A 25,081-nucleotide genomic window follows, 5' to 3' on the forward strand; every position below is an offset into this window, starting at 1 on the left:
ATGCAAGGCGCGGCAAGGCCTCAAGCGGAGGCGTACTCATAGTACGTCGAGCATTGAGGCCGCAGCCGCAACGCAGCAGATGGACTTTTTCAACGGTCTCCTAGAAGCGGTGTTTTTTTCTGTCCAATATAAGGGGTTGGAATATGAAAAGGGCCTGCCGCCATTGTCAAAACACCTGATGTTCAATCCCGGGCGTTGTCCAGGAATCTCTTGGCCGAAAGCAGCCCCACTATGGATTTGGCGTCCTTTATTTCCTGGCGGTCAATCATCCCCAGCAGCTCCTCCAGGGGATAGCTCTCCACCTGGATAAATTCATCGTCGTCCGTGTGCTGCCCGGAAAAATCCAGCCCATTGGCCAGATACACATATAGCTTTTCGGTGGTAAAACCCGGAGTGGAGTAAAAGGCTGTAAGCTGCCTCCATTCCGAGGCGTTATAACCGGTCTCCTCGCTCAACTCACGGCGGGCTGATTTCTCCGGCTCCTCCCCCTGGTTAATCTTACCCGCGGGTATTTCCAGCAGTATTTCACCCACCGCGTAGCGGAACTGCCGGACCATCAGCACCTCCCGGCGGCTGTTCAAAGCCACCACCGCCACAGCCCCGTTGTATTCCACAACCTCCCTGGTTCCTTTTTTCCCATTGGGAAGCTCCACTTCATCAAGCCTTAAATTAATTATTTTACCGTTGTAAACTGTTTGAGAAGAAAGCTTTTTTTCATTAAGAACGGACATGGAAACAAAACCTTCCCTTCATAAAAACGGATTTGATATTTTATATTTTCCCGTTTTATTTCTCCGGTAGTCGCTTTATTCCTTCCCAAAAAAAAGCTCCGCCTAAAAGCGGAGCCTGAAATGTTTATTTTGCTATTTTAATTCTTCCGGTATTTCCGGCTGGTAGAGATCTCCCCAGGATGTGGGACGTACACCGATAAAAGCGGCAAATAGAGCCACACTGGTCACCATGCCGTAGAGAAAAGGCAGTATTTTTTTCATGCGGCACACCTCCTTTCTGACGACCTCGTCATTAATTGATCCAACCGCTGAATTAACCCGGCGCCGGGAGGAAACAGCGTCAACGATTCCAGCAATATTCCCATAAGGATGCAACATGCTATATCCGAAGGCAGAATATTCAAGTTGACGATTAACATATAGCCGGCTAATTGGGCACACACAACCAACTTTAACAGGATTTTTTTACCGGGGTTGTTAATAGGTTTTTGAGGAGGATCGGACGGGGCGTACAGAAGGTTTACCGCCAGGGCAAAAAGGAAAACCGCTATCATTGATTGCTTTAGCAATATAATGTCAGCCAGTAGGAAACCAATCCAGGTAAAGCCGAATATCAAGGACGAAGACACAATTGTGCAGTTAAAAAATGAACTGCAGTGCGGTCCACCGGCCACCCAGCGCAGAGAGCTTTTGACAATGGTAACGGCCAGGGCTTCATAAAAAACGCCAAGAGAAAATGCTATTACTAAAAAAACACAACTTTTAACAATAGCGCCAATTATCACTTCCAGCCCGAAAACCGTAATATTCTTATTCCTCTGATCAAGGGAGAGTTCGCAAGCCAAATATTCTCCAATCTTAACAGAATATTCTTTAATCATTATTCATCACCTTCTTCGGAATAACAACATTGAAAGCGGTGGGATTCGAGGCTATTAAAATAACCCCGCCATACTTTTCCACGACTTTGAGAACTATGCTGAGGCCAAATCCCCTGCCCTGCCCCTTTGTGGAGAACCCGGGAGCAAAGATACTTTTTTCAATATCTTCCGGGATGTCAGGTCCGGAATTGCTTACGGTGATCTTGTAGGTGGAAGAATCCTCACTGGTTTTAAATGATACAAATTTTTTATTTTTTTCTAAAATAGCGGCTTCAATGGCATTGTCAATCAGGTTGCCAAATATCGCAGTAATATCAGTGTGATTTATGGGGAGGTTTTCCAAGCTGCTTTTAATCTCAATTTGAAAATCTATTCCCTTTTGATTGGACCGGGCTATTTTGCCATTTAACAGCGCAATTAAAACCGGCTGTTTTAAAGCCATAATTTTAATATTAATTTTAGTCTGATTCAACACCTCTTTCAGGTAATGACTGGCCAATTCCGGCTTTTCCAACGATAATAAACCGCCAAGCACGGTAAAATGATTTATAAAGTCATGTCTCTCCGCGCGTAAAGCCATAATGAAACCATTAAGACTATCAGTGTGCTCCTTTTGTTTTCTAACCAGTTCTTTAAGCATTTCTCTGTCTTGAAATGTTCTGACGGAAAAAATAGCAAAAATTAAATATATGGCACAAAATATGGATACAACATTAAAATAAATAGACGGGATTACATAAAATATATTTAACAACTTTATGGCTACCAGTATTATAAATGCTATTAACAATCCAGTGACAATTAAAAATTTATTCATTTCCGCTTTTTCTCTGACCAAATATATTATACTTTTTAACTTTTAATATCCAGGCAACAATACACAACACAATCAGTGAAGGATAAGCAATAATAATTCTTAACAGTGTTTTATCCCATATTTCTTGAAAGCCATTATATCCCAAAGCATATATTATCGGGTATGTAATTATATTCTCCGCCATAAAGAGGCAGCCAAGAACAATTAACGAAGTACAAAAGCTGTAAAAGAAATCTTTATGAAAGAAATAATAAATAAGCATACCATTGACAATCAAGCCGATAAAATAATGCATACCGAAATAAATAGGCAAATGCCTTACAAAATACGAAGCAAAGGCAGAAATAACCGCCGCCATTATTATTCTTTTCCATTGCATTTTCAGTCCAAGGAACACCGAGGCCAAAGAAAACAATACCATCTCCTCGGGGATTGACTGAAGAAACACGGCAATTAAAGGCATATTATCCATTTTTTTTACCTTCTATTTATTCTATTTTGCAAATCATGCATTGGCAAGAAAAAATATTGGATAAATCTGACATATCGTGTCGAAATACAACTAATTTGTCAGTTATTTTCAGCCCCGCCCTAAAAAGCTAAATTCCCGCCAACTTTTTCATGGTAAAAATGGCCAGTCCGGGCAGTAAGGCATAATCCTCGGTCTCCAGGTGGGCCGGCGCGGAGGCGTCAAAAAGCACGTTTCCGCTGACCGGAAATTCGTCATCCCCCTCCCAGAGCACGAAGGTAACGGGCACCTTGGGAAAAACGGGAATGGTAACGGCGGCGTCTCCCATCTCCTCCCTCCTGCCTCCCAGCATTTCCGCGGCCGGTATTAATTTCTCCGGTGATTTTCCAAAAATAGACACCAGGGGTCTTATGCAACGGTTGGTGAAAGGGGTCACGTAAATAAACCCGCTGGGCAATTCCCTGAAAGATATTTGCTTTCCTTCCAGCCCGGCATCCGATGCATGGGTTAAATAATGAAGGATACAGATTTTATTCTCCAGGGGCACGGCTCCGCCGTCCGCCGCCTCAACTACGCCTTCGGGATAATGGACCAGATAATCCCTTCCCAGAAAAGACACCTGGTATACTCCCCTGTCCGGGTAAAATTTCAGACCCGAATTTCTTTCCATCACCGCCGGATCGGATTTGGCAAACTCCTCCTTAGCTTTGTCATGGGCCGGATTTAAATTCATATACGCCATGGCTACCTCCCGTTTTAACTGAATTAAGTATTTTAATTTTCCAGGAATAAATTTCTCCTGCCGGCAACCGTTTCCTGCAGGCGCCAGGGTGCTTTTTGCGGAAAAAGGCGATTCTTTGCGCCGGACTCCGGATAGTTCGCCGATTCTTTGGAGGAATTTCCCCATAACCCATAGAAATATTCGCTTTAAGGCTGCAGGTATTGTTTCTGAAAACCACTGATATTATTTGATAAATATAATCCCGTTATAATTTCAGCTTCAGTGAATTATATATTGTCTATATTCAAAAAGGGGGACTTATTTTGACCGCCCGGGTTGGAATTCCCAGTTCGCTGCTTTATTACATGCATTTCCCCATGTGGAAAACTTTTTTCAATGAATTAAACGTGGAAGTTGTTATCTCCGGGAATTCGAATAAAAACCTCCTGGATGAAGGAGTGAAGGAAGCGCTGGCCGACGCCTGCGTTCCGGTCAAGCTTTATTTCGGCCATGCCCTGTCCCTTAAGGATAAAGTGGATTATCTTTTTATCCCCAGGGTCGTCTGCCTCAACCGCAGGACCATATATTGCCCCAAATTTCTCGGGCTGCCTGATATGATCCGTTACGGATTGTCCGGTATGCCGCCTGTTATCGACATGAAAATGGATGTGAGGGAAGGCCGCCTTTCCCTTCTCAAGGCATATACCGGTATAGGCGAAATATTTGGGGCAACCAGGTGGAAAACATTTACGGCCTATTATAAAGCCGCGAAAAAAGCGGCCTTTTATCAATCCCTGCTGCAAAAGGGGCTGCTTCCCCCGGAGGCCATGAAGATAGTATTAAACACTGCTGACAGCGGGAAAAAATCTCCCGCGGGAATAGAGCACGATCTCACCTTTGCCGTTCTCGGCTACCCTTACGAGGTTCACGACGATTATATAAGTGTCGGTGTGGTAAATAAGTTGAAAAAGCTTGGGGTTAAGGTTATCACCATGGAAAACCTCCCTGCGGGCCCGTTATCAAGGCAGAACTCCGACCTGGACAAGATAATGTTCTGGACATTCAGCGACTGGGTGCTCAGGGGCACCCACTACCTTTTTAAAACAGGTTCCGTGGACGGAATTATTCACCTCACGGCCTTCGGCTGCGGTCCTGATTCCATGGTGGACAAACTTATGGAGCTGGCATCCAAAAAATATAAAAATATTCCTTTTATGAGCCTGACCATAGACGAACACAGCGGTGACGCGGGTGTATCCACCCGTTTGGAGGCCTTCACCGACATGGTAAGGCGTAAAAAGGAGGTGTTTAAATAATGCCCCGGGTAACCTTCCCTCATATGGGTGAATCATACCGCAGCTTTAAAATGCTTTTGAATGACCTGGGCAACGATGTGGTCCTCCCTCCCCGGCCCAGCAAGAGGACACTGGACCACGGCGTTAGATACTCCCCGGAGTTCGCCTGCTTTCCTTTAAAAATACTGATGGGCACCTACGTGGAAACCTGCCGCCTGGGAGCGGAGATTATTGTAACCAGCGGGGGTGTTGGTCCGTGCAGGGCCGGGCACTACGGGCAAATGCACAAAAAGATTTTGCAGGATATTGGTTTCCCCGTGGATGTTGTGGTTTTTGAGCCGCCCAGGTTTCACCCCATTGACTTTTTGCGCAATATACAGAAACTTAACCCGGACCGCCTGTCCTACAGGGCCATCTGGGATTGCATTAAAAGAGCCTGGCAAAAATTATCCGCCCTGGACGAGGCGGAAAAATTAACCCACGTGGTCCGCCCCAGGGAAACGGTCCCGGGCGCCACCACCAGGGCTTACCGCAAGGCGCTGGAATGGATCGACCGCTCTTACACCTCCAAGGAAATAAGCGAGGCCCACGCCGCCGCCCTGGAAGCCATCAAATCCGTGGAACAGGACCCGGAAAGAAAAATACTTAAAGTGGGAATCGTTGGTGAAATCTACGTGCTTTTAGAGCCCGCCAGCAATCTTGAAATAGAGGAAACCCTTGGAAACCTGGGGGTTGAAGTGGAGCGCTCAATGTTTTTAACCGGCTGGACAAAGGACAATACCGGCCAGGAAACCCACGAGATTATTACAGTAAAAGACGCCGCCATGCCTTATATACCTCTATGCATCGGCGGCCACGGCAGGGAATCCGTGGGTCACACCGTAATATACGCCAAACGGGGTTTTGACGGCGTCATTCAAATGGCGCCCTTCACCTGCATTCCGGAAATAGTGGCCCGGACCATTCTCACCAGCGTAAGCAGGGAATACGGCATCCCGGTGCTTACTTTCTTTCTTGACGAGCAGACCGGTAAAGCGGGCATGTCCACAAGGCTGGAGGCATTCGTTGATTTAATGAAAAGGAAAAAGTGGCAAGAACCCGGAACCGGACAGGCTGCGGTAAATATATAGCCGCGGAGAATTATTTTAATGAAAGGACAACTTTTATGAAAGCATACCTGGGCATAGACGTGGGGTCGGTAAGCACCAACATAGTGGTTCAGGACCAGGCCGGTAAAATTCACGCCGGCCTCTATATACGCACCATGGGCAGACCCATTGAGGCGCTGCTAAAAGGCCTGCGCCAGGTGGGCGAGAGCCTTCCCCCGGATATAGAAATCGAAGCTGCCGGCACCACCGGCAGCGGCAGGTACCTGGCGGGAGTCATGGTCAACGCCGATGTCATAAAGAACGAAATCACGGCCCATGCCGTGGCTGCCTCCCTGCTTGTTCCCGACGTCCGGACAGTACTGGAAATAGGAGGGCAGGACTCCAAAATAATTATTATGCGCAACGGCATTGTTACCGATTTTGCCATGAACACGGTGTGCGCCGCCGGAACCGGTTCCTTCCTTGACCAGCAGGCGTCCCGGCTGAACATACCCATAACCGATTTCGGCGACCTGGCGCTCAGCTCCGCCTCCCCGGTGAGAATAGCCGGAAGATGCACCGTTTTCGCGGAATCGGACATGATTCACAAACAACAGATGGGCCATAGCCTGCAGGATATTATTAACGGGCTTTGCGAGGCCCTGGTGCGCAATTATCTCAATAACGTGGGCAAGGGCAAAGAAATACTTTCCCCGGTGGTCTTTCAGGGAGGAGTGGCCGCGAACAAGGGAATAAAGGCCGCCTTTGAGCGTTTTCTGAATTTGCCTGTTATCATTCCGGAATACCACAATATAATGGGGGCCATCGGGGTGGCCCAACTGGCCGGGGAAGAGGTCAGAAAAACAGGAGGCACCAAATTCAAAGGCTTCCACATCACCGGGCTGACTTACAAAACCGGCAGCTTTGAATGCGGCGGCTGTCCCAACGGCTGCGAAATAGCGGAGATATACGAGGGTGACAGGGTGATTGGAAGGTGGGGCGCCCGCTGCCAGCGCTGGGATATTATTAATTAAGGGCAAGGCTTTATTGAGTAAGCATGGATTATTAGCGACAAAATAGAGTCAGCCGCTATCTTTATCCCGCTAAAAGCCTGTAAGACCCTGTTCTTGAAGGCCGGGGATAAACAGGCTGTTAGGCTCGAAATTAATAAGGTCAGGGGACATACCTCTCTTTTGAGCATAGCTTTAGGGTCGGAGGAATGTCCCCAACGCATGTCGGAAAGGGAATAACCCCTTACGAACCGAGGCTCTCTAATATCCGTCGCGCCGCAAAGGAGTGTCACCATGAACCGCGAGATAATTGCCCAGGTTGTTTATATCATAATACTGGCCATAATGATTATTTCCGCCCTCTGGGTGATGTACGACACCCGCAAAAGGGGGCTGCCGCTAATGGAAATTTTGGCCTGGGGCCTGTTTACCGGAGTGTTTTTCGGCATGGGGCTGTTATTATATTTCTACTGGCGAAGAAAATTCCCGGATTTTAAAAACCCACGCCCGTGACCCCCTCCCTTCGCTCTCGCTTCGCGAGCAAGAAAGGTTCCGGATGGGGACTTTCCGCAGGACAAGTTTAAAAGCACTATTTAAATTGGTTATAAGGAAGCAATAATCCCCCCGGTTCATTGAGGGGGATTATTGCTTCCATCGCTATTGCCGGTCAGTTTTTTTGACGCTGCATATAAAAAAGTCATATATAAAAAAATAACACCGCCTATTGCCGGATAGGCTTTCAACCTTTCCCATTTAACCTGCGTTCAGGTTCACCCAAAATTATTTTACAGACTCTCCGGTTTTTCTTAATCTCCCCGGGGCAATTTCGCCCCTGGCAGTGTCCACGTTAAGTTAAATGTAAACATATATTTACACTATTTTTTTTATTTTACCGTCTCCCCCGCCTGAAGAAAATGCTTTCTGGCAATAACCCCCTGTAAAACTCCGCTTGAAGTCCGGCATCCCGGCCAACATGTCTACAATCATGGCGTTTTCAAAACAAATAATCGGGTCTTTAAGACTTGGTATGAATATTGCAAAAAGTTTAAAATATCGAACATTTTAAATATTGAAAGCTAAAATAATTCCACATTTTCTATGGAGATTGGAGCTGATCTTTTATGAGAGAAACAGTCATCGTCAGCGCGGCAAGGACCCCTTTCGGCAGGCTGGGGGGAGGCCTCACCCCTCTTACCGCCACCCAGCTGGGAGGAATTGTTATTAAAGAAGCCGTGGAACGGGCCGGCATTGACGGCGCCACAGTTGACAATGTTCTTATGGGCATGGTTTTGCAGGGCGGCACAGGCCAGATACCCTCCCGCCAGGCCACAATAAACGCGGGGCTTCCCTGGGAAATCCCCTCTGAAACAGTAAACAAGGTTTGCGCTTCCGGCCTGCGCTGCGTTACCCTGGGAGACCAGATTATCAGGGCCGGGGACGCCGATATAATAGTGGCGGGCGGGATGGAAAGCATGAGCAACGCCCCTTATTTCGCCCGTACCCGCTGGGGATTGCGCATGGGTGACACCAAATTCATCGACCTGATGGTGCACGACGGACTCTGGTGCGCTTTCCACAACAAACACATGGCCATTCACGGCGGCACCGTGGCCAAAGAATACGGGGTATCAAGGGAAGAACAGGATCGCTGGGCCTTAAGGAGCCAGCAGCTTGCAGTGGCCGCCATGGATGCCGGGCGGCTGGATGAGGAGATAGTGCCGGTAAGCATACCGCAAAAAAAGGGAGCGCCGGTTATTATACAAAAAGATGAAGGACCCAGAAGGGACACCGGCCTGGAAGCCTTAAGCAAGCTCCCGCCGGTTTTCGATCCGGAAAACACCGTTACCGCGGGCAACGCCCCGGGAGTAAACGACGGCGCCGGAGCGCTGGTAATAATGTCCGGGGAAAAGGCCAAGGAACTGGGTCTTAAACCTCTGGCCACCATACTGGGACACGCCTCGGTATCCCGGGAGGCCGCCTATATCGCCACGGTGCCGGGCCTGGCCATAAACAAACTGCTGGATAAAAAGGGCATGAAAATTGACCAGCTGGACCTGCTGGAGATTAACGAGGCTTTCGCCGCGGTGGCGCTGGTCAGCGAAAAAATTGCCGGCTGGAACCCCGACAGGGTAAACGTCAACGGCGGGGCCATAGCCTTTGGCCACCCCATAGGAGCCAGCGGCGCCCGGATATTGATGACCCTGGTTTACGAACTGCGCCGCAGGGGCGGAGGTATCGGCGCGGCTGCCATATGCAGCGGCGCGGCCCAGGGCGATGCGGTTATGGTAAAAGTCGAATAGTATTTCACCCGGAAAGGAGCATGCCAAAATGCCCATAGATCTTAATGAAGAGCAGCTTATGTTACGGGACATGGTACGTAAGCTTGCCGCCAACGAAATCGCCCCCAGGGCCGCCATGTACGACCAGAACCACGAATTCCCCTGGGAAAACATCAAAAAAATGGCCGAACTTGGACTGATGGGGGTACCCATTCCCGAGGAATGGGGAGGCGCGGGCTGCGATTACCTGTCTTACATTATCACAATCGAGGAAATCTCCCGGGCCTGCGCTTCCACCGGGGTAATACTGGCGGTGCACACCTCCGTGGGCACCTTCCCCATATTGCTGTTCGGTACGGAAGAGCAAAAGAAAAAATATGTGCCCAAACTGGCCGCGGGCGAATACATCGGGGCCTTCGCCCTTACCGAGCCCAATGCGGGCTCCGACCCTTCCAACCTGGCCACCGCCGCCCGGCTGGAAGGAGATCACTATGTCGTCAACGGCTCTAAAATATTCATCTCCAATGCCGGCGTGGCCAGCGTTTATGTGACCTTCGTGCGCACCGACCCGGCAAGCAAGGGCTATAAGGGGATCACCTGCCTGCTGGTGGATAAGGACACCCCGGGCTTCTCCATAGGTAAGATAGAAGACAAAATGGGGTTGCACGCCGACCTGACCGGTGAACTTATTTTCGACAATGCCAGGGTGCCCAAGGAAAACCTTCTGGGGGTGGAAGGCGACGGGTTCAGGGTGGCCATGGCCCTGCTGGACGGCGGCCGCATAGGCATAGGCGCCCAGGGACTGGGTATCGCCCAGGGAGCCTTTGATGTGGCCCTGGCCTATGCCAGGGAGCGGGTAATGTTCGGCAAGCCAATCATTGAACACCAGTCCATAGCATTCATGCTGGCCGACATGGCCACCCAGATTGACGCCGCCAGAATGCTGGTGTACCGGGCCGCAAGGCTTAAGGATCGCGGCTTGCCCCTGAGCAAGGAAGCCTCCATGGCCAAGATGTACGCCACGGACACCGCCATGATGGTAACCACCAACGCGGTGCAAATACTGGGAGGTTACGGTTACTGCCGGGAATACCCCGTGGAGCGGATGATGCGGGACGCCAAAATCACCCAGATTTATGAGGGTACCAACCAGATCCAGAGGATGGTAATAGCCAAAAATCTCGTCAAAGGGTAAAGGAGGGGTATAAATGAGCCGGCCCCATTTGGAAAAAGGACTTGTACAGGTTTATACGGGCAACGGCAAGGGAAAGACCACCGCATCCCTGGGCCTTGCCCTGCGGGCCATAGGACACGGCTATAAAGTATTCATGCTGCAGTTCATGAAAGGCAGCGATTACGGCGAACTGCAGACTGCGGAAAAATTCCTGCCCAACCTGATAATTGTACAGTCCGGCATGGAAACATTTGTTGACAGAGACAATCCCTCCCCCGAAGATATCAGGATGGCCGCCCAGGGACTGGAAACCGCCAAGAAAATAGTGCGTGAAGGCAACTACGACGTGGTTATATTGGACGAAATAAACGTTGCCCTGGACTACAAGCTGATCCCCCTGGAGGATGTTCTGGAAATGATCAGGAGCAAGCCCGGCCATGTGGAGCTTATCCTTACAGGCAGGTCGGCTCCCGAAGAGATAAGGCAGGCAGCGGATTTGATAACTGAAATGACCCTGGTCAACCACCCCTTCTACAAAGGCGTGGATGCCCGTCAGGGTATAGAATACTGAAACCGGGGGCGATTTTCATGATTGAATACGTTGACAGGCTTCTTCAGGGTGACCGGCGGAGCGCCGCGAAAATAATCACCCTGATCGAAAATGACGGCGCGGATAAGCCGGAAGTTATGCGCCGCATTTATCCCAACACGGGGAAGGCATACGTTTTGGGCATTACCGGCTCCCCCGGCGCCGGCAAAAGTTCCCTGGTGGACGAAATAACCAAACAGATAAGGGCTGAGAATTTTAAGGTGGGAATTATCGCCGTGGACCCCACCAGCCCCTTTTCGGGAGGCGCCCTGCTGGGCGACCGCATACGCATGCAGGAGCACGCCCTGGACCGCGGCGTGTTCATCCGGAGCATGGGCACCCGGGGCAGCCTGGGGGGCCTGGCCAGCGCCACCAAGGATGTTGTTAAAGTGCTTGACGCCTACGGGTGCGATATTGTGATTATAGAAACCGTGGGGGTGGGACAATCCGAACTGGATATAATGCATTACGCCGACACCACCCTGGTGGTTCTGACACCGGGAGCCGGGGATCATATCCAGACCATCAAAGCCGGGATAATGGAGATAGCGGATATATTTGTAATCAATAAGGCCGACCTGGGCGGCACCGAAAAAATGATCACGGACATCGAGGGAATGCTGGATTTAAGCCCGTTGCTCAAGGGGTGGCGCCCCCCGGTAATGGCCACCTCAACACTGGACGGGAAAAACATCTCCAATTTATGGGAGACCATCAAAAAGCACCGCCGGCACATGATTGACACGGGTACTTACCGGGAAGCGGCGGAAAAACGCCTGCGGCTCGAGGTGACTGAAATCATCCAGCGGAAATTAATGGAAATTATTGAAAAAGATTTATTATCCAACGGAAAAATGAGCAGTCTTACGGAAAAATTAGTTAACCGGGAAATTGACCCATACGCCGCAGCCGGTGACTTATTAAAGAAATTTTTACCCTGAAAGGAGAAGGTCCTATGTGCGATAAACTACCGGAAATCCAGCAGGACAGGGACAAATGGCAGGAAAAAAGATCTAAATTAAAGGATCGGGATTTTAAATTTGAAACTGTTTCCTCAATGCCGGTAAACGATTTGTACACCCCCCTGGACATACCTGATTTTGATCACGCCAGGGATTTGGGCATGCCCGGCTCATACCCCTACACCAGGGGTGTTCAGCCCAACATGTACCGTGGCAGGTTCTGGACTATGAGGCAGTTTGCGGGATTCGCCACTGCCCGGGAATCAAACGAGCGCTACAAGTATTTGCTGTCCAAGGGGCAGACGGGTTTAAGCGTGGCCTTCGACATGCCCACCATCATGGGTTACGACAGCGACCACCCCCGCGCCCTGGGAGAGGTGGGGCGCGTGGGCGTGGCCATCGACTCCCTGCAGGACATGGAAACGCTTTTCGACGGCATTCCCCTGGATAAGGTCAGCACCTCCATGACCACCAACGCTCCGGCTTCAATACTATGGTGCATGTATATAGCCACCGGGGAAAAACAGGGCGTCCCCTCGGAGAAATTGACCGGAACCATACAAAACGACATTCTGAAAGAATACATTGCGCAGAAATCATGGATATATCCTCCGGAGCCATCCATGCGGCTGATTACCAATATATTTGAGTACGCCTGCAAGCATGTGCCCAAGTGGAACACCGTGAGCATCAGCGGCTATCACATCCGGGAAGCCGGTTCCACCGCCGTCCAGGAGCTTGCCTTTACCCTGGCCGACGGCTTTGCCTATGTTGAGGCGGGCATGGCAGCCGGGCTAAACGTGGACGATTTTGCCCCCAGGCTTTCCTTTTTCTTTAACGCCCACATCGACTTCTTTGAGGAAATCGCCAAGTACAGGGCTGCCAGAAGGATCTGGGCCCGCCGCATGAAAGAAAAATACGGCGCCAAAGACCCCAAGTCCTGGCTATTGAGATTCCACACCCAGACCGCAGGCTGCAGCCTCACCGCCCAGCAGCCTGAAAACAACATCGTGCGCACGGCGTACGAAGCCATGGGCGCCGTACTGGGAGGCACCCAGTCACTGCATACCAACTCCATGGACGAAGTGCTGGCCCTGCCCACCGAAAAGGCCGTGCAGATAGCCCTGCGCACCCAGCAGATTATCGCCTACGAAACCGGGGTTCCCAATGTGATAGACCCCCTGGCCGGCTCCTATTACGTTGAGGCGCTGACCAACAAAATGGAGGAAGAGGCGGAAAAATACTTTGCCGAAATCGAAAGGCGCGGCGGAGTTCTGGCCAGCATTGACCAGAATTTCTTCCAGCAGGAAATTGCCGACGCCGCCTACCACTTCCAGCGGGCCGTGGACAAAAAGCAGCGCATCGTGGTGGGTGTTAATGAATTCGTCAACGAGAATGAATCGGTTGACATTGATATTCTGAAGATCGACCCCCAAATCGAGCTGGACCAGGTGGCCAGGGTGCAAAAGCTGCGCCAGGAAAGGGACAACAACCGGGTGAACGGTGCCCTGGAAGCGCTGCGTAACGCGGCTCAAGGCACGGATAACATGATCCCCTTCATACTGGATTCAGTCCGGGCCTATGCCACCCAGGGAGAAATCGTGCAGGTGCTGCGGGAAGTATTCGGGGAATACAAGGAAAAGCCCATTTTCTAAATTTATATTTATCGACCACCGGAAGGAGGATTACTATAATGTCCAGAAGAATCAGGGTATTGGTTGCAAAGCCGGGGTTGGACGGCCATGACCGGGGAGCCCGGGTTATAGCCAGGGCGCTCAGGGACGCCGGCATGGAGGTTGTTTATACCGGGCTGCACCAGACGCCGGAGCAGGTTGTTGAAGCCGCCATCCAGGAAGACGTCGACGTGGTGGGCTTAAGCATATTATCAGGCGCCCACATGACGCTTTTTCCCAGGATAAAGCAGCTTTTGGCGGAGAACGGCGCCGACGACATAATGGTAATGGGAGGCGGCACAATACCGGAAGAGGACGTCAAGGAACTCAAGGAAGGCGGCTGGACGGAGGAAATTTTCACTCCCGGCACCACCATTGAAGATATCGTGGCGTGGATCAACAGTAATGTAAAGGTGGATTAAGGTTCTTTCTCCACTTAAAATGGCTCTGGCAACCGTCAGGGCCATTTTTTATCAAAAGCATGCTTGTTCCCCCGCCCATTAAATTTTCCCCTGTCCCCCTGTCAAACAACCCTTTGCTGCTTTTATATGTTTGACCAATTCCCTCGTTAACAGACCGGTCAGGAATCCGGTTGGCACAGAAAACAGCAGCATAAAGGGCAGGTAGAAAAAAATCCCGGCAAATTGGATAATCAAGGCCGCCATAACCAACTGACCCAGATTATGAGCCGCAGCCCCGGCAATGCTGACTCCGACTATGCCGCAACCTCTGAACAAACGGAGCAGGAGCGCCATAACGAAAGTAGCGGTTACGGCTCCTGAGAAACTCATAAAAAAACCTATGCCGAATAGAGTCCCGCTGAGCAGAGAGCCGAAGATTGTCCGCAGGACGGTGATTTGCAAGGCGGTCTTAAAATCCAGGACAATCAGGGCCAGCAAGGTGATAATATTGGCCAGACCCAGCTTGACTCCGGGTAGGGGCAGCGGGTTGGGAAACATGCTCTCCAGAAAATGAAGAACGGACGCTTGCGCTGCCAGTATGGCTATAAGGGCCAGTTTCTTTGTGGATGTCATGTTTTCCGCCAATCCCATTGACCCTGGCCTCCTTTCGCGCTTACGCAAATTCACATCGGACGGAGATGGAAAAAGGATAATTTTTGACCACCGGAATGAAGCTAAGGCAAGCAGATCCTTCAGATTTCCGTTATGACGAGGTTGCTTAAATCCAAAGCGCGGCCGATATCCGGCTCCGGCAAGGTAGTGCTTAGTCCCCGGTAATACGGACGACGGCCTTGTTGGGCAGACAAACAGCAATCTCCCCGGGGTTTTGCAGCCACCCCCTGCGGACACAAATCCGGTCGGGACAGTCTGCTTCTTTAAAACGGATCCGCCCCTTTTCCACCCGAAGAATTTCGTGGTACGGCCCGGGAAGGATAATTTCCCGCGGTTCCTCCACAGCATTTAAGTCAATGCGCTCCACCAGCACGTTATCTTGCGTGATTACGGCAAACCGGGGTTCCTTTTCATTTTGCCGCTGATACACCTTCAAACCGCCAAAACCGGTGAGCACCATGAAGATAATGACGGCAACAAGGATAACATCATGTTTTTTCATGGCATTGATATGTTCCTCCGGGATCGGCAAGGGTAAAACTATCCCTTAACCCGGATGTGATATGTATTTGTCTGTCCCCGGTGATAAAGATGGCCTCGACTCCCTCCAGGCTTTGCACCAATTCCAGGCCTTCAGCCAGCCCCAGGACAAAGGCGGCCGTGGAAAGCGCGTCCGCGTCCATGGATTTCTCTGTTACGATGGTAACGGAGCTAAGACCTGATTTGGAGGGATACCCGGTTTTGGGGTCTAAAATATGGTGATAACGAAGACCGTCTTTTTCAAAATACCTTTCATAATCCCCTGAAGTAACCACAGCCCTGTCCTTGATCTTCAGGACACCAGTACATCCCCCGTCTTGCGCCCCGGGGTCCTGGATGCCCACATTCCATGAACTGCCGTCAGGCTTTCCGCCCAGGGCAACAACATTGCCCCCCAGATTGACGAAGGCGGATTCAATCCCGTAAGCCTTGAAAATTTTAACCACTTCATCCCCGGCATAACCTTTGGCGATTCCGCCCAAGTCCACCATTTGCCCGGTATTTTTTAGCCTGGCCGTATTTTCCTTTTCGTTAATCTCCAAATCCTGATAATTAATCATTTTCTTAATCCGTTCAATCTCAGTTAAGGAAGGTACTTGCGGATTTTGCGTGGAAATTCCCCAGGCCTGAACCAGCGGCCCGATGGTCACATCAAAGGAACCCCGGCTTAATCGGGCATATTTCAAAGCGGTCTTTAAAACATGGATGGAATCGGAACTCAATGGCACATAGGCGCCATTTCCGGCAGATGCGTTCAGCCGCTGGATTTCGCCGTCCGGCGCCTGGATGGTCATTTTGTCCTGCAAGTCCCTAATGCGCTTCATTGCCTCGTCAGCCGCCCTTTGCGCCTTTGGGCCATAGGCTTTTACCGTTACCACCGTCCCCATATAAAAACCCTGTTCTTCCACGGGAATTTCCGGGTTGCCGCCGCAGCCGGCCAGAAAGCCGAGGCTGGAAAAGATAACCATAAAGATCCGGCATATACTTTTATTCTTCAACGGGCACTCTCCTTATTGCTGTCCGCCTGTTGTTTTTGCAGTTCCCCATCCGGCAGCCTTCATCCGTCGGTGGCGGGGACCCGCCGGAATAAGGAAACCCCTCAGACCCGGCGCACCGAGCATACCGGTGAGACCATGGGGGTGCCTTTTTCATCACAGGTTACATTGGCTATCACGCCGTAAACTTCTTTCAGCATACGCGGGGTAATGACCTCATCCGGCCTGCCCGCACTGTAAAAAGAGCCCTTTTCATCCATAACCACGATATGCCCGGCATACCTTGCCGCAAGATTGATGTCGTGCAGCACAACGATGATATCCACCCCTTGTTTGTCCACGATTTTCTGAAGAAGCTGACACAGCTCCAATTGCTTTTGCAAGTCCAGTGAATTCACAGGCTCATCCAGCAGAATCAGTTTCGGTTTTCTCACCAGGGTTTGGGCAATGAAGACAAGCTTTTTTTGTCCTCCGCTTAATTCACTGAAGTTGCGGGCGGCCAGAGCGGCGATATTCAGAGATTCCAGCGTATCCATCACAATGTCCAAATCTTCGTCCGATATTTTATGGCCAAGCTCGGGCAATCTCCCCAAAATGACCATTTCCAAAACGGTTAGGGTGGATATTTCCACATCCATCTGAGGCAAATAGGACATCAGTTTGATCCTGTCCTCGGTATCCATGGCGGTAATGCTTTCCTGGCCGTATACTATGTTCCCGTCATAATGCAGCAATCCGAAAATGGCTTTAAGCAGGGTGGATTTCCCTGCGCCGTTGGGCCCGAGGATTACATTGAAACCCCTGGCAAAAGCAATATTTAAACCGTCAAATACTTTGTGCGCTCCTTTGCTTTTTTTATAGGAAAAGTGCAGATTATTTACTGTAATCATTGCATCGTCCTCATTTTACTGAATATGATGGTGACAAAAAACGGAATTCCGATTATAGCCGTTATCAATCCTATGGGCAGTATGACTCCCTTTATAATGACCTTGCTTGCAACAAAGGCGAAGGACATGATAAATGCGCCCGTTAATGCTGAAAGCGGCATAAAAAACCGTTGATCCTCACCCACCAGCTGACGGGCGATATGAGGAGCGATAAGACCCACAAAGCCTATGGTTCCCACAAAACAGACAGCCACGGCGGAAAGCAGGGAAGTCACAAAAATAACCTTTCTTCGCACTTTGGCGGTATCCACGCCCAAGCTCTTGGCCTTCGTATCGTCAAGGGTCATGGCGGTCAGTTTCCAGGCATCTTTAAACAGGATAAAAAAACACACCGCAAGCACGGCAAATACAATAAAAAATTTATTCCAGGTGGTTTTCAGCAGGCTGCCAAAGGTCCAGAAGATCAAACTTTGGAGTTCATCTTCGTCTGCAATGTACTGCAAAATCATGGTGAGGGCGTTAAAGAGAAAATTCAGCGCTATGCCGAATAAAATAATGGCGGTTTTGCTGATATTGCTCTGACGTGAGAACATGTATATCCCCACGGCCACCAGGAGCGAAAAGGCAAAGGCATTCACCGTCACGGCCAGCGTATCCGAAACATGAAACAGGTTTGCGTTCAATATCAGTCCCATGGCGGCCCCAAAGGAGGCGGCGGCGGATATGCCCAGTGTAAAGGGACTGGCTATGGGGTTGCGCAGTATTGTTTGAATTCCGCAGCCGCCAATACCCAGGGACGCCCCGATGCCCATTGCCATAAGGGCCATGGGCAAGCGGATCTCCCTGATGATCATGGGATTATGCCCGTCCCCTCCGCCGGTAAACAGCACGCTCAATATTTCCCGGATGGCTATGGAAGACGAGCCGATGGAAATGTTCAGGATTGTCAAAAAGGCCAGCCCGATAAAGAGGACTACGAGCAGTACAATCCTTTTCTTTACCAGGTTGTTATACAGCCTCCGGTTTGCGCTCTCTTTACTCCTTATTTGGTATTCCATTATTTTGTATTACTCCGCTGTGTATTTTTTAACAAATAAACGTACGGCCTTTGCTATTTACTCTCCGTACAATCTTCAAGACCCGTAAACCAGGTGGTGATATCACTGTCAAGAAGCATAAACCGCTCAAAAAACTCATCAAGAACCGCTTCCGGATCAACCTCTTTAAATTCTTCGGGATAGAATATCTTGGCCATTTTCAGGCAGGGATAGAAGGCGTAAATGGACCGGCTGGTGGCATGCGCAAATTCGTACAGATTCCCGTTTTTAACAGCCGTCAAATCCCGCCAGCCAACCCTGTTGATGATGTCATATTGGCATTCTTTTGTTTCTTTGACGGAATCCAGCCACCCGTCGTTAACACCGCTGAGGATAATGTAATCCGGATCGGCTTTGAGAACATACTCGGGATCAACATTATTGCCGCCCCCGCCTGAGGCCGCGGTGCCCAAAAGCAGCTCGTCGGCAATGTTTTCACCCCCGGCAATGCTGATGGGCAACCCCCAGCCCGTGACACTGGTGGCGGTGGTTCCATAGATTTCGGAGTACCCCGACTTTTCATAGTATACCGTCGGCTTGTCCCCGCGCTGGGAAAGCTTCTTTGAAGCGATCAATCCATATTGCGCATCAAGAAAGTCCGACACCGCGGCAGCCTTCTCTTCCTCCTGGAATACCTGGCCAAGCAGCTTCATGGTCTGCTGAACGGATTTATCCAAATTTTTGCCGGGGACATTGATCAAGACAATGGGGATTCCCGCCCTGGTCAGCTGTTCTTCTATTTCCAGCGCATAATTATGGGCGGACATTGCGGAGTTGACGATGAGAACATCGGGATCCATGGATAGAATCATTTCCAGGTCAAAGGGAGCGTTATGGTCGGATATCTGTCCCAGGTGCGCCAGGTAATTGCCCATGGTGGGGGTGTACAGCTTGCCATATTTTTGTATGCCCCCGCCGCCGTCCTGTCCGGAAGCCACCAGCATGTTAAAGGCATCCTTGCCCTTAAGGGGTATGATGTAGTCGACAACATCCATGGTGCTTATTGCATAGGAGGAAACCGGCAAATCAATGGTTACCTTCCTGCCCTTTGCGTCTGTTACCGTTACAGAGCCTGTAATTTTCTGTTTTACAGGCATTGCATCTTTATTTACGGCGGTGATTGCCTCTTCTGTTTCTTCAGAGGGAGAAACATACCCGTATTTTGCGGGATCCAAGCCGGCAGCCCTCAATGAATCGGCAACTGCGTTGATGATGCCGTTGCTTGTGAGCGTAGCGCCGGAAACAACATCCACATCCAACGACTGCGCTTCAATAATGCGTTGGGGTATTCTCTCCATGGCGACGGTTCCGATACCCTTTGTTTCGTTGCTCTTACCCACGGTAATACCGGTAATTTTTCCATCCTCAGCAACTTCGGTGGTCACCGCAAGCTCTCCGTGATAACCCGCCGCCGCACCCGTAAAGCTGCCTGCTGTAATTGACGAGCCGCACCCGGCCAGGGAAACGAGCAAGGCCATAATAAATAATAAGGCGATACTTGTTTTTGCTGTTTTTCCCATTATTGTCTCCTTTCTTTTTTTAGGTTTTCTTGGAAACCGGCTAAAAAATTTTATTTGATTGCGCCCGTGCACCTCCCAGAAACAAATTGATAAAATAAAAAACTCCCAGCCCCTACAATCCTTTAGAAGCTGAGAGTTGTCCAACTAATTAGCTGGCAAATCCATATATACCGCCCTATCGCTCGTAGAGTACCCCCGGTACGTAAAAAACAGGCAGGTCTTCTGGCTCAAGCATCATCATTTTTGCAGCCTTCCCGGTTACCCAGTGGCTTTTTGCAAAAACTCCTCTATTACAGCGGCGGGACCGCGTGGGCTTTGCACCCACTTCCCTTTTAATCGGAGATAAACAAATATCTGCCGAACCTATCTTCTTCATATTCATTTTTACATTATCAATCATCAATGCCTAACCCGTGGGATTCAGGGTCTGGTCATAGGGTTTGATATCCAGCACGGGCGTATTGTCAAGCATGTCCACTCCTTGAAATTCGATGCAGTTGCCCTCTATCCTGGTGAACTTAACAATGGACATACCGATTCCATTTGGCCTGTTGGGGGATCTGGTGGAAAAAACACCTAAACGCTCCTGGGTTTTCCGGGAAACCGTCTTTAAGGCATAACCCTCCGACTGGTGGAAATAAAACAATACAATCCCGTGGGAGCCCGCTTTAATATCTTCTATACCCTCTTGATATTCTTCCAAAATTTCTATCTTTGCCCTTTGATTCTCCGCCAGGGTGCTTTGCCGGGGAATCTCCTTTTTTTCTTTAAAAGGGGATCGAATATACCCTATGGGTCGCATAATAATTTCCATCACGCACCAATAATCCTTTTAAGCCGGATGTTATCCGGTTATTTGCCCTGACTGCTCCTATATTCAACAATATTATCCAGCATTCTGAACAATAAGTTCCTGGTAATCTCTCTTTCTTCCTCCGTAAAGCCTTTGGACAATATTTTGTTTAAGTTCTTAAAAACCTGATGGAATTCTTCCTCAAATTCCAAAGACTTACCGGTTACATAGATCCGCTTCTTTCTGGCGTCCCGGGGATCTCCCTCCCAATAGACATAGCCTTCAGCTTCCAATTTCTTTACTGCTCTGGCCGTATTGGCTTTATCAATATGCAGCTTTTCGCTTAACTCTTCCTGGGTCAAGCCGTCCGCCTTAAAAAGCAATTGGGTTAAAAAACTCCACTGTCCTTTCCCGATATGGTATTTTTTAATATTCTCTCCAATATATATCTGGCTGTATCTGTAGATGGCCGAAATTGCTTTAATAAATGACTTTTTATGTTGACCTTTATTTACCATAATTTGATCCTTTTTCGAATTATATCACAATATAGTTGCGAAAGCAACCATAGGGGTCAGGCTCTTAACTTATTAACTTATTCTGCCGGCAGTCAAGCGGTGGACAAAATAGCTGAGCAAGATACTTTGGAAGTTCAGGACATCTTTAGTTTTTACTCTCATTTCCATATTATTAAAAGAAATGTTTGGCCCAGGGGAAATTAAACATGTGCAATCCGGCTGAGAGAATCAACCTCTACCATTTTCCAAATCAAGCAATCTTTTTTTCAACTCAAGTCCTCCACGATAACCGGTTAGTGAGCCGTCTGAGCCTATAACACGGTGACAGGGGATAAATATTGGAATTGGATTGCGGTTGTTGGCAAGCCCCACAGCCCTTGCAGCGTCAGGCGCGCCTATCCTTACAGCTATCTCTTTATAGGTTGCCGTTTTGCCATAGGGTATTTCACAAAGACTTGTCCAGGCTTTTTTCATAAAAGCTGTGCCGGCAGGCGCCAGGGGCAGGGAAAACTCTTTAAGCTCACCGGCAAGATAGCTTGTCAGCTGCCGTGCCGCTTCTTTTAGTATGGGCGTTTCACATATTTGTATTTCCCGCGGCAATTTGTCATTAGTGAAATACAGGTTGGTAATTCTGCCGGCATTTTCGGCTATGCCTATTCTACCTATGTCACATTCATAGAAACAGATCTGCACTACAATTCACCTCCGCATTTTTTCTGTATTCATCGGGTTCAAATACACCAATTCCAGTATCCTCTCCCAATAACAGAGCAACAATATAGCGTGGCTTTTTACCGCCCATGTGCAGTGCGAATACCACTTAAATCCCTGCCCAGAAATTCCAATACTTTTTCAGCAAGCTCCGGTTCATAGAGCATGAGCGCACAGCCCAGGGCAAAAACCGGTTTCATTACATTTCCTCCGACAATTATTCTATCACAAATTATTTTACAGAAAATGCCCGCCATAAATCTTCCTACTTTTCACCAGGCAATTTTTCCTTAACGAAAAATGCGACAGCTGAGAACCGTCCCCTGTCGCAAAAGAAAAAGGCATAAAAATTATTTCAGATCAGAAGGTCAGGCCCGCCCACAATCCTCCAGCTCAATGAATTGTGTCAATTCCTTGTTGAATCTATCCCGCTGATCATAGAACAATCCGTGTCCACTGCATTCAAAAGGCACAAGTTTGGAGTTTTTTATTCCTTCTTTTTGCGCTTCAGCCAATGGAAAGTGACAAACTTTATCGTGAATACCGTGAAGTATTAATGTGGGAACACGTATTTTCCCAAGATCAGAGAACAGGCTTTCTTCGTCCAACCAGGAGGCTGCAACCGCCGCGGTGGACCAGCCTGCCGCCTGTAGCCCCAATTGAAAAAACCAATCGGAGAAAGCCTCGGTCACATACTGGAAAAAAAACATGTCTCCAAATCCCCGCAACATTTTAGGTCGGTCGTTATATGTTTCCTGAATGATGTTATTTACATCTTCTCTTGCCAGGCCATAGGGGAAATATGGACGCTGAATTAAACTGGGAGCCGCGGCCGCAAAAAGGGCCAGCTTTGATACCTTGTATCCGTTATGCCGGGCCATATATCGAATGGCAATAGCTCCCCCCGTGGAATGGCCCCCGAGTGTGAAATTTTGCAATCTGAGCGCTTCAACCACGCATCTGATATCATCCGCCATTCGATCGTAGTCGTAGCCTTTCCAAGGCTTATCGGATTTTCCGAATCCTCTGCAATCCATTCCGATGCATCTATATCCCATATTGGGAAGCTGATTAAACTGATATTCAAACATTTTATGATTTGCCGGCCAACCGTGTATAAATAAGATTGGCTTCCCACCCCCGGGGTTGACATCTTCCACATAGATATTTACGTGGGGTTCCACCCCAATATAGTATCCTCCCATGGTGACTCCTCCATCTGGCAAAAGTTTCTTTAGAGACATTTTATTCAGCTGGTAATAAATGGGTGACAGCCTGTGTGCCCATAAAAAAAGTGCGCTTCGGCATCCCTGCATGTCCGAAGCGCACAAGAGCAAAAAGTAATAACTTTTTAGCAACATATTTAGTTATTTTTATCTATCTCGTATCTCTTACTCTTCAGAAAGGCCCCATCTAAAAATACAACTTACCGAAAGATATTATTACTAAATACAAAATAATGATATTAACATAAATTCTATCAATTGTCTGTTATAACCCTTGATAGCCGAAGGAAAGCTTCCAGTATATCCACCGAAGAATCAATAATTTTATTCACATTCACCAAACTTACTTCCATGGAAAAAGCTTCGGCAGCATCATGGAAGCGCTTATGAGGTTCGTCAATATCCACAAATTCTTTGATATTTTTGTATCTGTCATATTCATTCTTATACCACTTGCCAAATTCACACTGGTGATGGCTGGTTGGTTTAAAGCCTTTTCCGGCGTTCTGTATAACTTTCCTCAGAAAGTTGGCGTGATCATTAAGCCTTCCGGCCAGGATGCTTAACACGTGGTCACATTGATAAAAGCTCATGTATGGGGTTATTACTTTATCTATTTTTTTAGCCTCATCTTCCAGGATATCGCCGAAATCGGCGCTATTGGCCAATTCTTCGGAGACTTCTGCAAGATTTTCAGTAGCCAGCGCCTGCTGCTGGGCCGCCTTTGCGATGTTATCCACCGAGCCGGTGGATTCCTCAACCATCCTCATGTTTTCGCTCATTATCCCGGCAACATTTGTGGTTTCAGTCAGATATTGCTCAAAAGTATTCGTAACACTCCCAACGGCCTCAACAGTGCTCACAGCTTTTTTGTTCATCTGGTCAGATATATTTTTTACTTCTTTTACCGCTGTCTTGGTTTGGTCGGCAAGTTTCCGCACTTCTTCCGCCACCACGGAAAACCCCCTGCCGTGCTCTCCGGCACGGGCGGCTTCTATAGCGGCATTAAGAGATAAAAGGTTTGTTTTGTCAGCGATTTCAGAAACATTTTGGCTAATATTTTCTATGTTCTTAATCTGTTCAACCAATTGCTCGACGTTTCCTACCATGTTGTTCAATATAAGGTTTGCGTCTTTTGCCATTTCCGCAAGCGAGCTGGTTTTATTAAAGTTATTCTGCTCGCCTTCTTTTACTATTTGCATTCCGGCGCTTATCTGCTGGGTTGAAGCCGAAGTTTCTTCTGCTGTTGCGGATATTTCTTCAGTGGTTGCGGCCAGATCAGCTGCTTTTTCGGCAACCTCCCGGATTTTTAAAGATGCGGCATATGCAACGAGCTCATTGTGAGCAAGGGAGAAACAAGTAAGGGCAGCCATAAAATCAGCCCTGGCACAGATTTCTTGTTCCTTAAAAATTTTTTTTGACCGGTTAGAGTTAAAAAAAGAGAACATATTTTATAACTCCTTCTGTTGAAAATTTGTATTAGCAGGGCAATTATTAAAATAATTCCATAAATTTACTCAATACAGCAAACTACTTGTTATCATCAAGTTGTCTCCGATAATTTTAATAGATCCCAATATTTTTTGTATAACTACCTTTATTTTGATAATTGCAGCTAAAACTATTATTACATAAACAATAGTGCTTGTAGCTGATAATATCAAATTATTTAATTTAAAACAACAAAGTAAATAATGATTTAAGAAAATTTTAATAAAATGTTAATAGGCAATTCATAATTGCCATGATTTCTTCTTTTAATATTAATTTTCTGCGAGTTATTTGTTTAAATTTTGCAAGAGTCATGGTTTTAAAGGAGCTATTGCATTTTGCAATATAAATATTGCCACAGTAAAAGTTTGGCAGACTAGGAGAGTGTTGAAAAACACATTGAAAAAACAATAAACATGTTGCTAAACTACCGCCCGAGGCTGTTCAAAAAGCTCCAGATGCAAGGCGCGGCAAGGCCTCAAGCGGAAACGTACTCATAGTACGTCGAGCATTGAGGCCGCAGCCGCAACGCAGCAGA

At 48.5% G+C, this 25,081-nt stretch carries 27 protein-coding genes and 1 riboswitch; of the genes, 10 read left to right on the forward strand and 17 right to left on the reverse strand.

The annotated features are described in order from the left end of the window. Window positions 1-182: 182 nt before the first annotated feature. The 6 genes from DCCM_RS11815 to DCCM_RS11840 all read right to left on the reverse strand — a co-directional run bounded on the left by DCCM_RS11815 (window position 183) and on the right by DCCM_RS11840 (window position 3,640). A complete protein-coding gene (locus tag DCCM_RS11815) occupies window positions 183-731 on the reverse strand; it encodes an NUDIX domain-containing protein (RefSeq protein ID WP_104372606.1) in 549 nt (182 codons plus the stop codon). Window positions 732-863: 132 nt separating this feature from the next. After that, window positions 864-992, reverse strand: coding sequence for a cyclic lactone autoinducer peptide (locus DCCM_RS11820; protein ID WP_104372607.1), 129 nt, complete (start codon window positions 990-992; stop codon window positions 864-866). Next, window positions 989-1,612, reverse strand: a complete 624-nt coding sequence (locus DCCM_RS11825) for an accessory gene regulator ArgB-like protein (RefSeq protein ID WP_104372608.1) — start codon at window positions 1,610-1,612, stop codon at window positions 989-991. Before DCCM_RS11825 ends, DCCM_RS11820 begins: the two co-directional genes overlap by 4 nt. Next, window positions 1,605-2,252 (reverse strand): sensor histidine kinase, encoded by a 648-nt coding sequence (locus DCCM_RS11830; RefSeq protein WP_165792134.1) that lies wholly within the window; start codon window positions 2,250-2,252, stop codon window positions 1,605-1,607. Before DCCM_RS11830 ends, DCCM_RS11825 begins: the two co-directional genes overlap by 8 nt. A 169-nt stretch (window positions 2,253-2,421) precedes the next feature. Continuing rightward, a complete protein-coding gene (locus DCCM_RS11835; RefSeq protein WP_165792135.1) occupies window positions 2,422-2,844 on the reverse strand; it encodes a hypothetical protein in 423 nt (140 codons plus the stop codon). A gap of 184 nt (window positions 2,845-3,028) precedes the next feature. Further along, window positions 3,029-3,640 carry a DUF3786 domain-containing protein gene (locus DCCM_RS11840; RefSeq protein WP_104372628.1) on the reverse strand — a complete coding sequence of 204 codons (612 nt, stop codon included), beginning with the start codon at window positions 3,638-3,640 and terminating at the stop codon, window positions 3,029-3,031. Between the two features lie 302 nt (window positions 3,641-3,942). Here DCCM_RS11840 and DCCM_RS11845 point away from each other — a divergent pair, with 302 nt between their 5' ends. The 10 genes from DCCM_RS11845 to icmB all read left to right on the forward strand — a co-directional run bounded on the left by DCCM_RS11845 (window position 3,943) and on the right by icmB (window position 14,111). After that, on the forward strand, window positions 3,943-4,935 hold the full coding sequence (locus DCCM_RS11845) for an acyl-CoA dehydratase activase-related protein (RefSeq protein WP_104372611.1): 993 nt from the start codon (window positions 3,943-3,945) through the stop codon (window positions 4,933-4,935). Next, window positions 4,935-6,044 carry an acyl-CoA dehydratase activase-related protein gene (locus tag DCCM_RS11850; RefSeq protein ID WP_104372612.1) on the forward strand — a complete coding sequence of 370 codons (1,110 nt, stop codon included), beginning with the start codon at window positions 4,935-4,937 and terminating at the stop codon, window positions 6,042-6,044. Before DCCM_RS11845 ends, DCCM_RS11850 begins: the two co-directional genes overlap by 1 nt. Before the next feature lie 35 nt (window positions 6,045-6,079). Continuing rightward, complete coding sequence (locus DCCM_RS11855) at window positions 6,080-7,036, forward strand: acyl-CoA dehydratase activase (RefSeq protein WP_104372629.1); 957 nt, start codon at window positions 6,080-6,082, stop codon at window positions 7,034-7,036. Between the two features lie 270 nt (window positions 7,037-7,306). Further along, window positions 7,307-7,525, forward strand: a complete 219-nt coding sequence (locus DCCM_RS11860; protein ID WP_104372613.1) for a hypothetical protein — start codon at window positions 7,307-7,309, stop codon at window positions 7,523-7,525. Window positions 7,526-8,133: 608 nt separating this feature from the next. After that, complete coding sequence (gene mmgA, locus DCCM_RS11865) at window positions 8,134-9,312, forward strand: acetyl-CoA C-acetyltransferase (protein ID WP_104372614.1); 1,179 nt, start codon at window positions 8,134-8,136, stop codon at window positions 9,310-9,312. Window positions 9,313-9,340: 28 nt separating this feature from the next. Continuing rightward, on the forward strand, window positions 9,341-10,486 hold the full coding sequence (locus DCCM_RS11870; protein WP_104372615.1) for an acyl-CoA dehydrogenase: 1,146 nt from the start codon (window positions 9,341-9,343) through the stop codon (window positions 10,484-10,486). Window positions 10,487-10,499: 13 nt separating this feature from the next. Then, window positions 10,500-11,036, forward strand: a complete 537-nt coding sequence (gene cobO / locus DCCM_RS11875) for a cob(I)yrinic acid a,c-diamide adenosyltransferase (protein WP_104372616.1) — start codon at window positions 10,500-10,502, stop codon at window positions 11,034-11,036. Between the two features lie 17 nt (window positions 11,037-11,053). Then, window positions 11,054-11,995: a methylmalonyl Co-A mutase-associated GTPase MeaB gene (gene meaB / locus DCCM_RS11880; protein WP_104372617.1), complete on the forward strand. Its 942-nt coding sequence runs from the start codon at window positions 11,054-11,056 to the stop codon at window positions 11,993-11,995. 14 nt (window positions 11,996-12,009) lie between these two features. Continuing rightward, the gene (locus tag DCCM_RS11885; protein ID WP_104372618.1) at window positions 12,010-13,671 is read left to right on the forward strand and encodes an acyl-CoA mutase large subunit family protein; all 1,662 of its coding nucleotides are present in this window, start codon (window positions 12,010-12,012) and stop codon (window positions 13,669-13,671) included. 38 nt (window positions 13,672-13,709) lie between these two features. Next, entirely contained in the window at window positions 13,710-14,111 is a 402-nt protein-coding gene (icmB, locus tag DCCM_RS11890) for a coenzyme B12-dependent isobutyryl CoA mutase small subunit (protein ID WP_104372619.1), read from the forward strand. 78 nt (window positions 14,112-14,189) lie between these two features. Here the strand turns inward: icmB and DCCM_RS11895 are convergent, their stop codons facing one another. From DCCM_RS11895 to DCCM_RS11945, 11 genes are all read right to left on the reverse strand, one after another. After that, window positions 14,190-14,741, reverse strand: coding sequence for a Gx transporter family protein (locus tag DCCM_RS11895; protein ID WP_104372620.1), 552 nt, complete (start codon window positions 14,739-14,741; stop codon window positions 14,190-14,192). 172 nt (window positions 14,742-14,913) lie between these two features. Next, complete coding sequence (locus DCCM_RS11900) at window positions 14,914-15,264, reverse strand: NusG domain II-containing protein (RefSeq protein WP_104372621.1); 351 nt, start codon at window positions 15,262-15,264, stop codon at window positions 14,914-14,916. Beyond that, a complete protein-coding gene (locus DCCM_RS11905) occupies window positions 15,251-16,300 on the reverse strand; it encodes an FAD:protein FMN transferase (RefSeq protein WP_231702758.1) in 1,050 nt (349 codons plus the stop codon). Before DCCM_RS11905 ends, DCCM_RS11900 begins: the two co-directional genes overlap by 14 nt. 101 nt (window positions 16,301-16,401) lie before the next feature. Then, window positions 16,402-17,187, reverse strand: coding sequence for an ABC transporter ATP-binding protein (locus tag DCCM_RS11910; protein ID WP_104372622.1), 786 nt, complete (start codon window positions 17,185-17,187; stop codon window positions 16,402-16,404). Next, the gene (locus DCCM_RS11915; protein WP_104372623.1) at window positions 17,184-18,245 is read right to left on the reverse strand and encodes a FecCD family ABC transporter permease; all 1,062 of its coding nucleotides are present in this window, start codon (window positions 18,243-18,245) and stop codon (window positions 17,184-17,186) included. The genes DCCM_RS11910 and DCCM_RS11915 overlap by 4 nt, the downstream gene beginning before the upstream one ends. Before the next feature lie 53 nt (window positions 18,246-18,298). After that, on the reverse strand, window positions 18,299-19,804 hold the full coding sequence (locus tag DCCM_RS11920) for an ABC transporter substrate-binding protein (RefSeq protein WP_104372631.1): 1,506 nt from the start codon (window positions 19,802-19,804) through the stop codon (window positions 18,299-18,301). Window positions 19,805-19,999: 195 nt separating this feature from the next. Then, window positions 20,000-20,186, reverse strand: a riboswitch (cobalamin riboswitch). Between the two features lie 24 nt (window positions 20,187-20,210). Further along, entirely contained in the window at window positions 20,211-20,618 is a 408-nt protein-coding gene (tsaA, locus tag DCCM_RS11925; protein WP_104372632.1) for a tRNA (N6-threonylcarbamoyladenosine(37)-N6)-methyltransferase TrmO, read from the reverse strand. A gap of 38 nt (window positions 20,619-20,656) precedes the next feature. Continuing rightward, window positions 20,657-21,115, reverse strand: coding sequence for a MarR family winged helix-turn-helix transcriptional regulator (locus tag DCCM_RS11930; RefSeq protein ID WP_104372624.1), 459 nt, complete (start codon window positions 21,113-21,115; stop codon window positions 20,657-20,659). Between the two features lie 228 nt (window positions 21,116-21,343). Beyond that, window positions 21,344-21,808 carry a methylated-DNA--[protein]-cysteine S-methyltransferase gene (locus DCCM_RS11935; protein WP_104372625.1) on the reverse strand — a complete coding sequence of 155 codons (465 nt, stop codon included), beginning with the start codon at window positions 21,806-21,808 and terminating at the stop codon, window positions 21,344-21,346. A gap of 386 nt (window positions 21,809-22,194) precedes the next feature. After that, window positions 22,195-23,031 carry an alpha/beta fold hydrolase gene (locus DCCM_RS11940; RefSeq protein ID WP_104372626.1) on the reverse strand — a complete coding sequence of 279 codons (837 nt, stop codon included), beginning with the start codon at window positions 23,029-23,031 and terminating at the stop codon, window positions 22,195-22,197. Window positions 23,032-23,306: 275 nt separating this feature from the next. Further along, complete coding sequence (locus DCCM_RS11945) at window positions 23,307-24,500, reverse strand: methyl-accepting chemotaxis protein (RefSeq protein WP_104372627.1); 1,194 nt, start codon at window positions 24,498-24,500, stop codon at window positions 23,307-23,309. Between the last annotated feature and the right edge of the window lie 581 nt (window positions 24,501-25,081).

Source organism: Desulfocucumis palustris (assembly GCF_002933875.1).
GTDB classification, from domain to species: Bacteria; Bacillota; Desulfotomaculia; order Desulfotomaculales; family Desulfocucumaceae; genus Desulfocucumis; species Desulfocucumis palustris.

Excerpts from the sequence above, each read along its gene's own strand:
- DCCM_RS11915 (WP_104372623.1), bottom strand. The coding sequence starts at position 18,245 with ATGGAATACCAAATAAGGAGTAAAGAGAGCGCAAACCGGAGGCTGTAT.
- DCCM_RS11870 (WP_104372615.1), top strand. The coding sequence starts at position 9,341 with ATGCCCATAGATCTTAATGAAGAGCAGCTTATGTTACGGGACATGGTA.
- DCCM_RS11825 (WP_104372608.1), bottom strand. The coding sequence starts at position 1,612 with ATGATTAAAGAATATTCTGTTAAGATTGGAGAATATTTGGCTTGCGAA.
- DCCM_RS11895 (WP_104372620.1), bottom strand. The coding sequence starts at position 14,741 with ATGGGATTGGCGGAAAACATGACATCCACAAAGAAACTGGCCCTTATA.
- DCCM_RS11940 (WP_104372626.1), bottom strand. The coding sequence starts at position 23,031 with ATGGGAGGATACTATATTGGGGTGGAACCCCACGTAAATATCTATGTG.
- DCCM_RS11830 (WP_165792134.1), bottom strand. The coding sequence starts at position 2,252 with ATGCTTAAAGAACTGGTTAGAAAACAAAAGGAGCACACTGATAGTCTT.
- mmgA (WP_104372614.1), top strand. The coding sequence starts at position 8,134 with ATGAGAGAAACAGTCATCGTCAGCGCGGCAAGGACCCCTTTCGGCAGG.
- meaB (WP_104372617.1), top strand. The coding sequence starts at position 11,054 with ATGATTGAATACGTTGACAGGCTTCTTCAGGGTGACCGGCGGAGCGCC.
- DCCM_RS11945 (WP_104372627.1), bottom strand. The coding sequence starts at position 24,500 with ATGTTCTCTTTTTTTAACTCTAACCGGTCAAAAAAAATTTTTAAGGAA.
- DCCM_RS11930 (WP_104372624.1), bottom strand. The coding sequence starts at position 21,115 with ATGGTAAATAAAGGTCAACATAAAAAGTCATTTATTAAAGCAATTTCG.
- DCCM_RS11920 (WP_104372631.1), bottom strand. The coding sequence starts at position 19,804 with ATGGGAAAAACAGCAAAAACAAGTATCGCCTTATTATTTATTATGGCC.
- DCCM_RS11900 (WP_104372621.1), bottom strand. The coding sequence starts at position 15,264 with ATGAAAAAACATGATGTTATCCTTGTTGCCGTCATTATCTTCATGGTG.
- DCCM_RS11855 (WP_104372629.1), top strand. The coding sequence starts at position 6,080 with ATGAAAGCATACCTGGGCATAGACGTGGGGTCGGTAAGCACCAACATA.
- DCCM_RS11860 (WP_104372613.1), top strand. The coding sequence starts at position 7,307 with ATGAACCGCGAGATAATTGCCCAGGTTGTTTATATCATAATACTGGCC.
- cobO (WP_104372616.1), top strand. The coding sequence starts at position 10,500 with ATGAGCCGGCCCCATTTGGAAAAAGGACTTGTACAGGTTTATACGGGC.
- icmB (WP_104372619.1), top strand. The coding sequence starts at position 13,710 with ATGTCCAGAAGAATCAGGGTATTGGTTGCAAAGCCGGGGTTGGACGGC.
- DCCM_RS11840 (WP_104372628.1), bottom strand. The coding sequence starts at position 3,640 with ATGGCGTATATGAATTTAAATCCGGCCCATGACAAAGCTAAGGAGGAG.
- DCCM_RS11820 (WP_104372607.1), bottom strand. The coding sequence starts at position 992 with ATGAAAAAAATACTGCCTTTTCTCTACGGCATGGTGACCAGTGTGGCT.
- DCCM_RS11910 (WP_104372622.1), bottom strand. The coding sequence starts at position 17,187 with ATGATTACAGTAAATAATCTGCACTTTTCCTATAAAAAAAGCAAAGGA.
- DCCM_RS11850 (WP_104372612.1), top strand. The coding sequence starts at position 4,935 with ATGCCCCGGGTAACCTTCCCTCATATGGGTGAATCATACCGCAGCTTT.
- DCCM_RS11815 (WP_104372606.1), bottom strand. The coding sequence starts at position 731 with ATGTCCGTTCTTAATGAAAAAAAGCTTTCTTCTCAAACAGTTTACAAC.
- tsaA (WP_104372632.1), bottom strand. The coding sequence starts at position 20,618 with ATGGAAATTATTATGCGACCCATAGGGTATATTCGATCCCCTTTTAAA.
- DCCM_RS11885 (WP_104372618.1), top strand. The coding sequence starts at position 12,010 with ATGTGCGATAAACTACCGGAAATCCAGCAGGACAGGGACAAATGGCAG.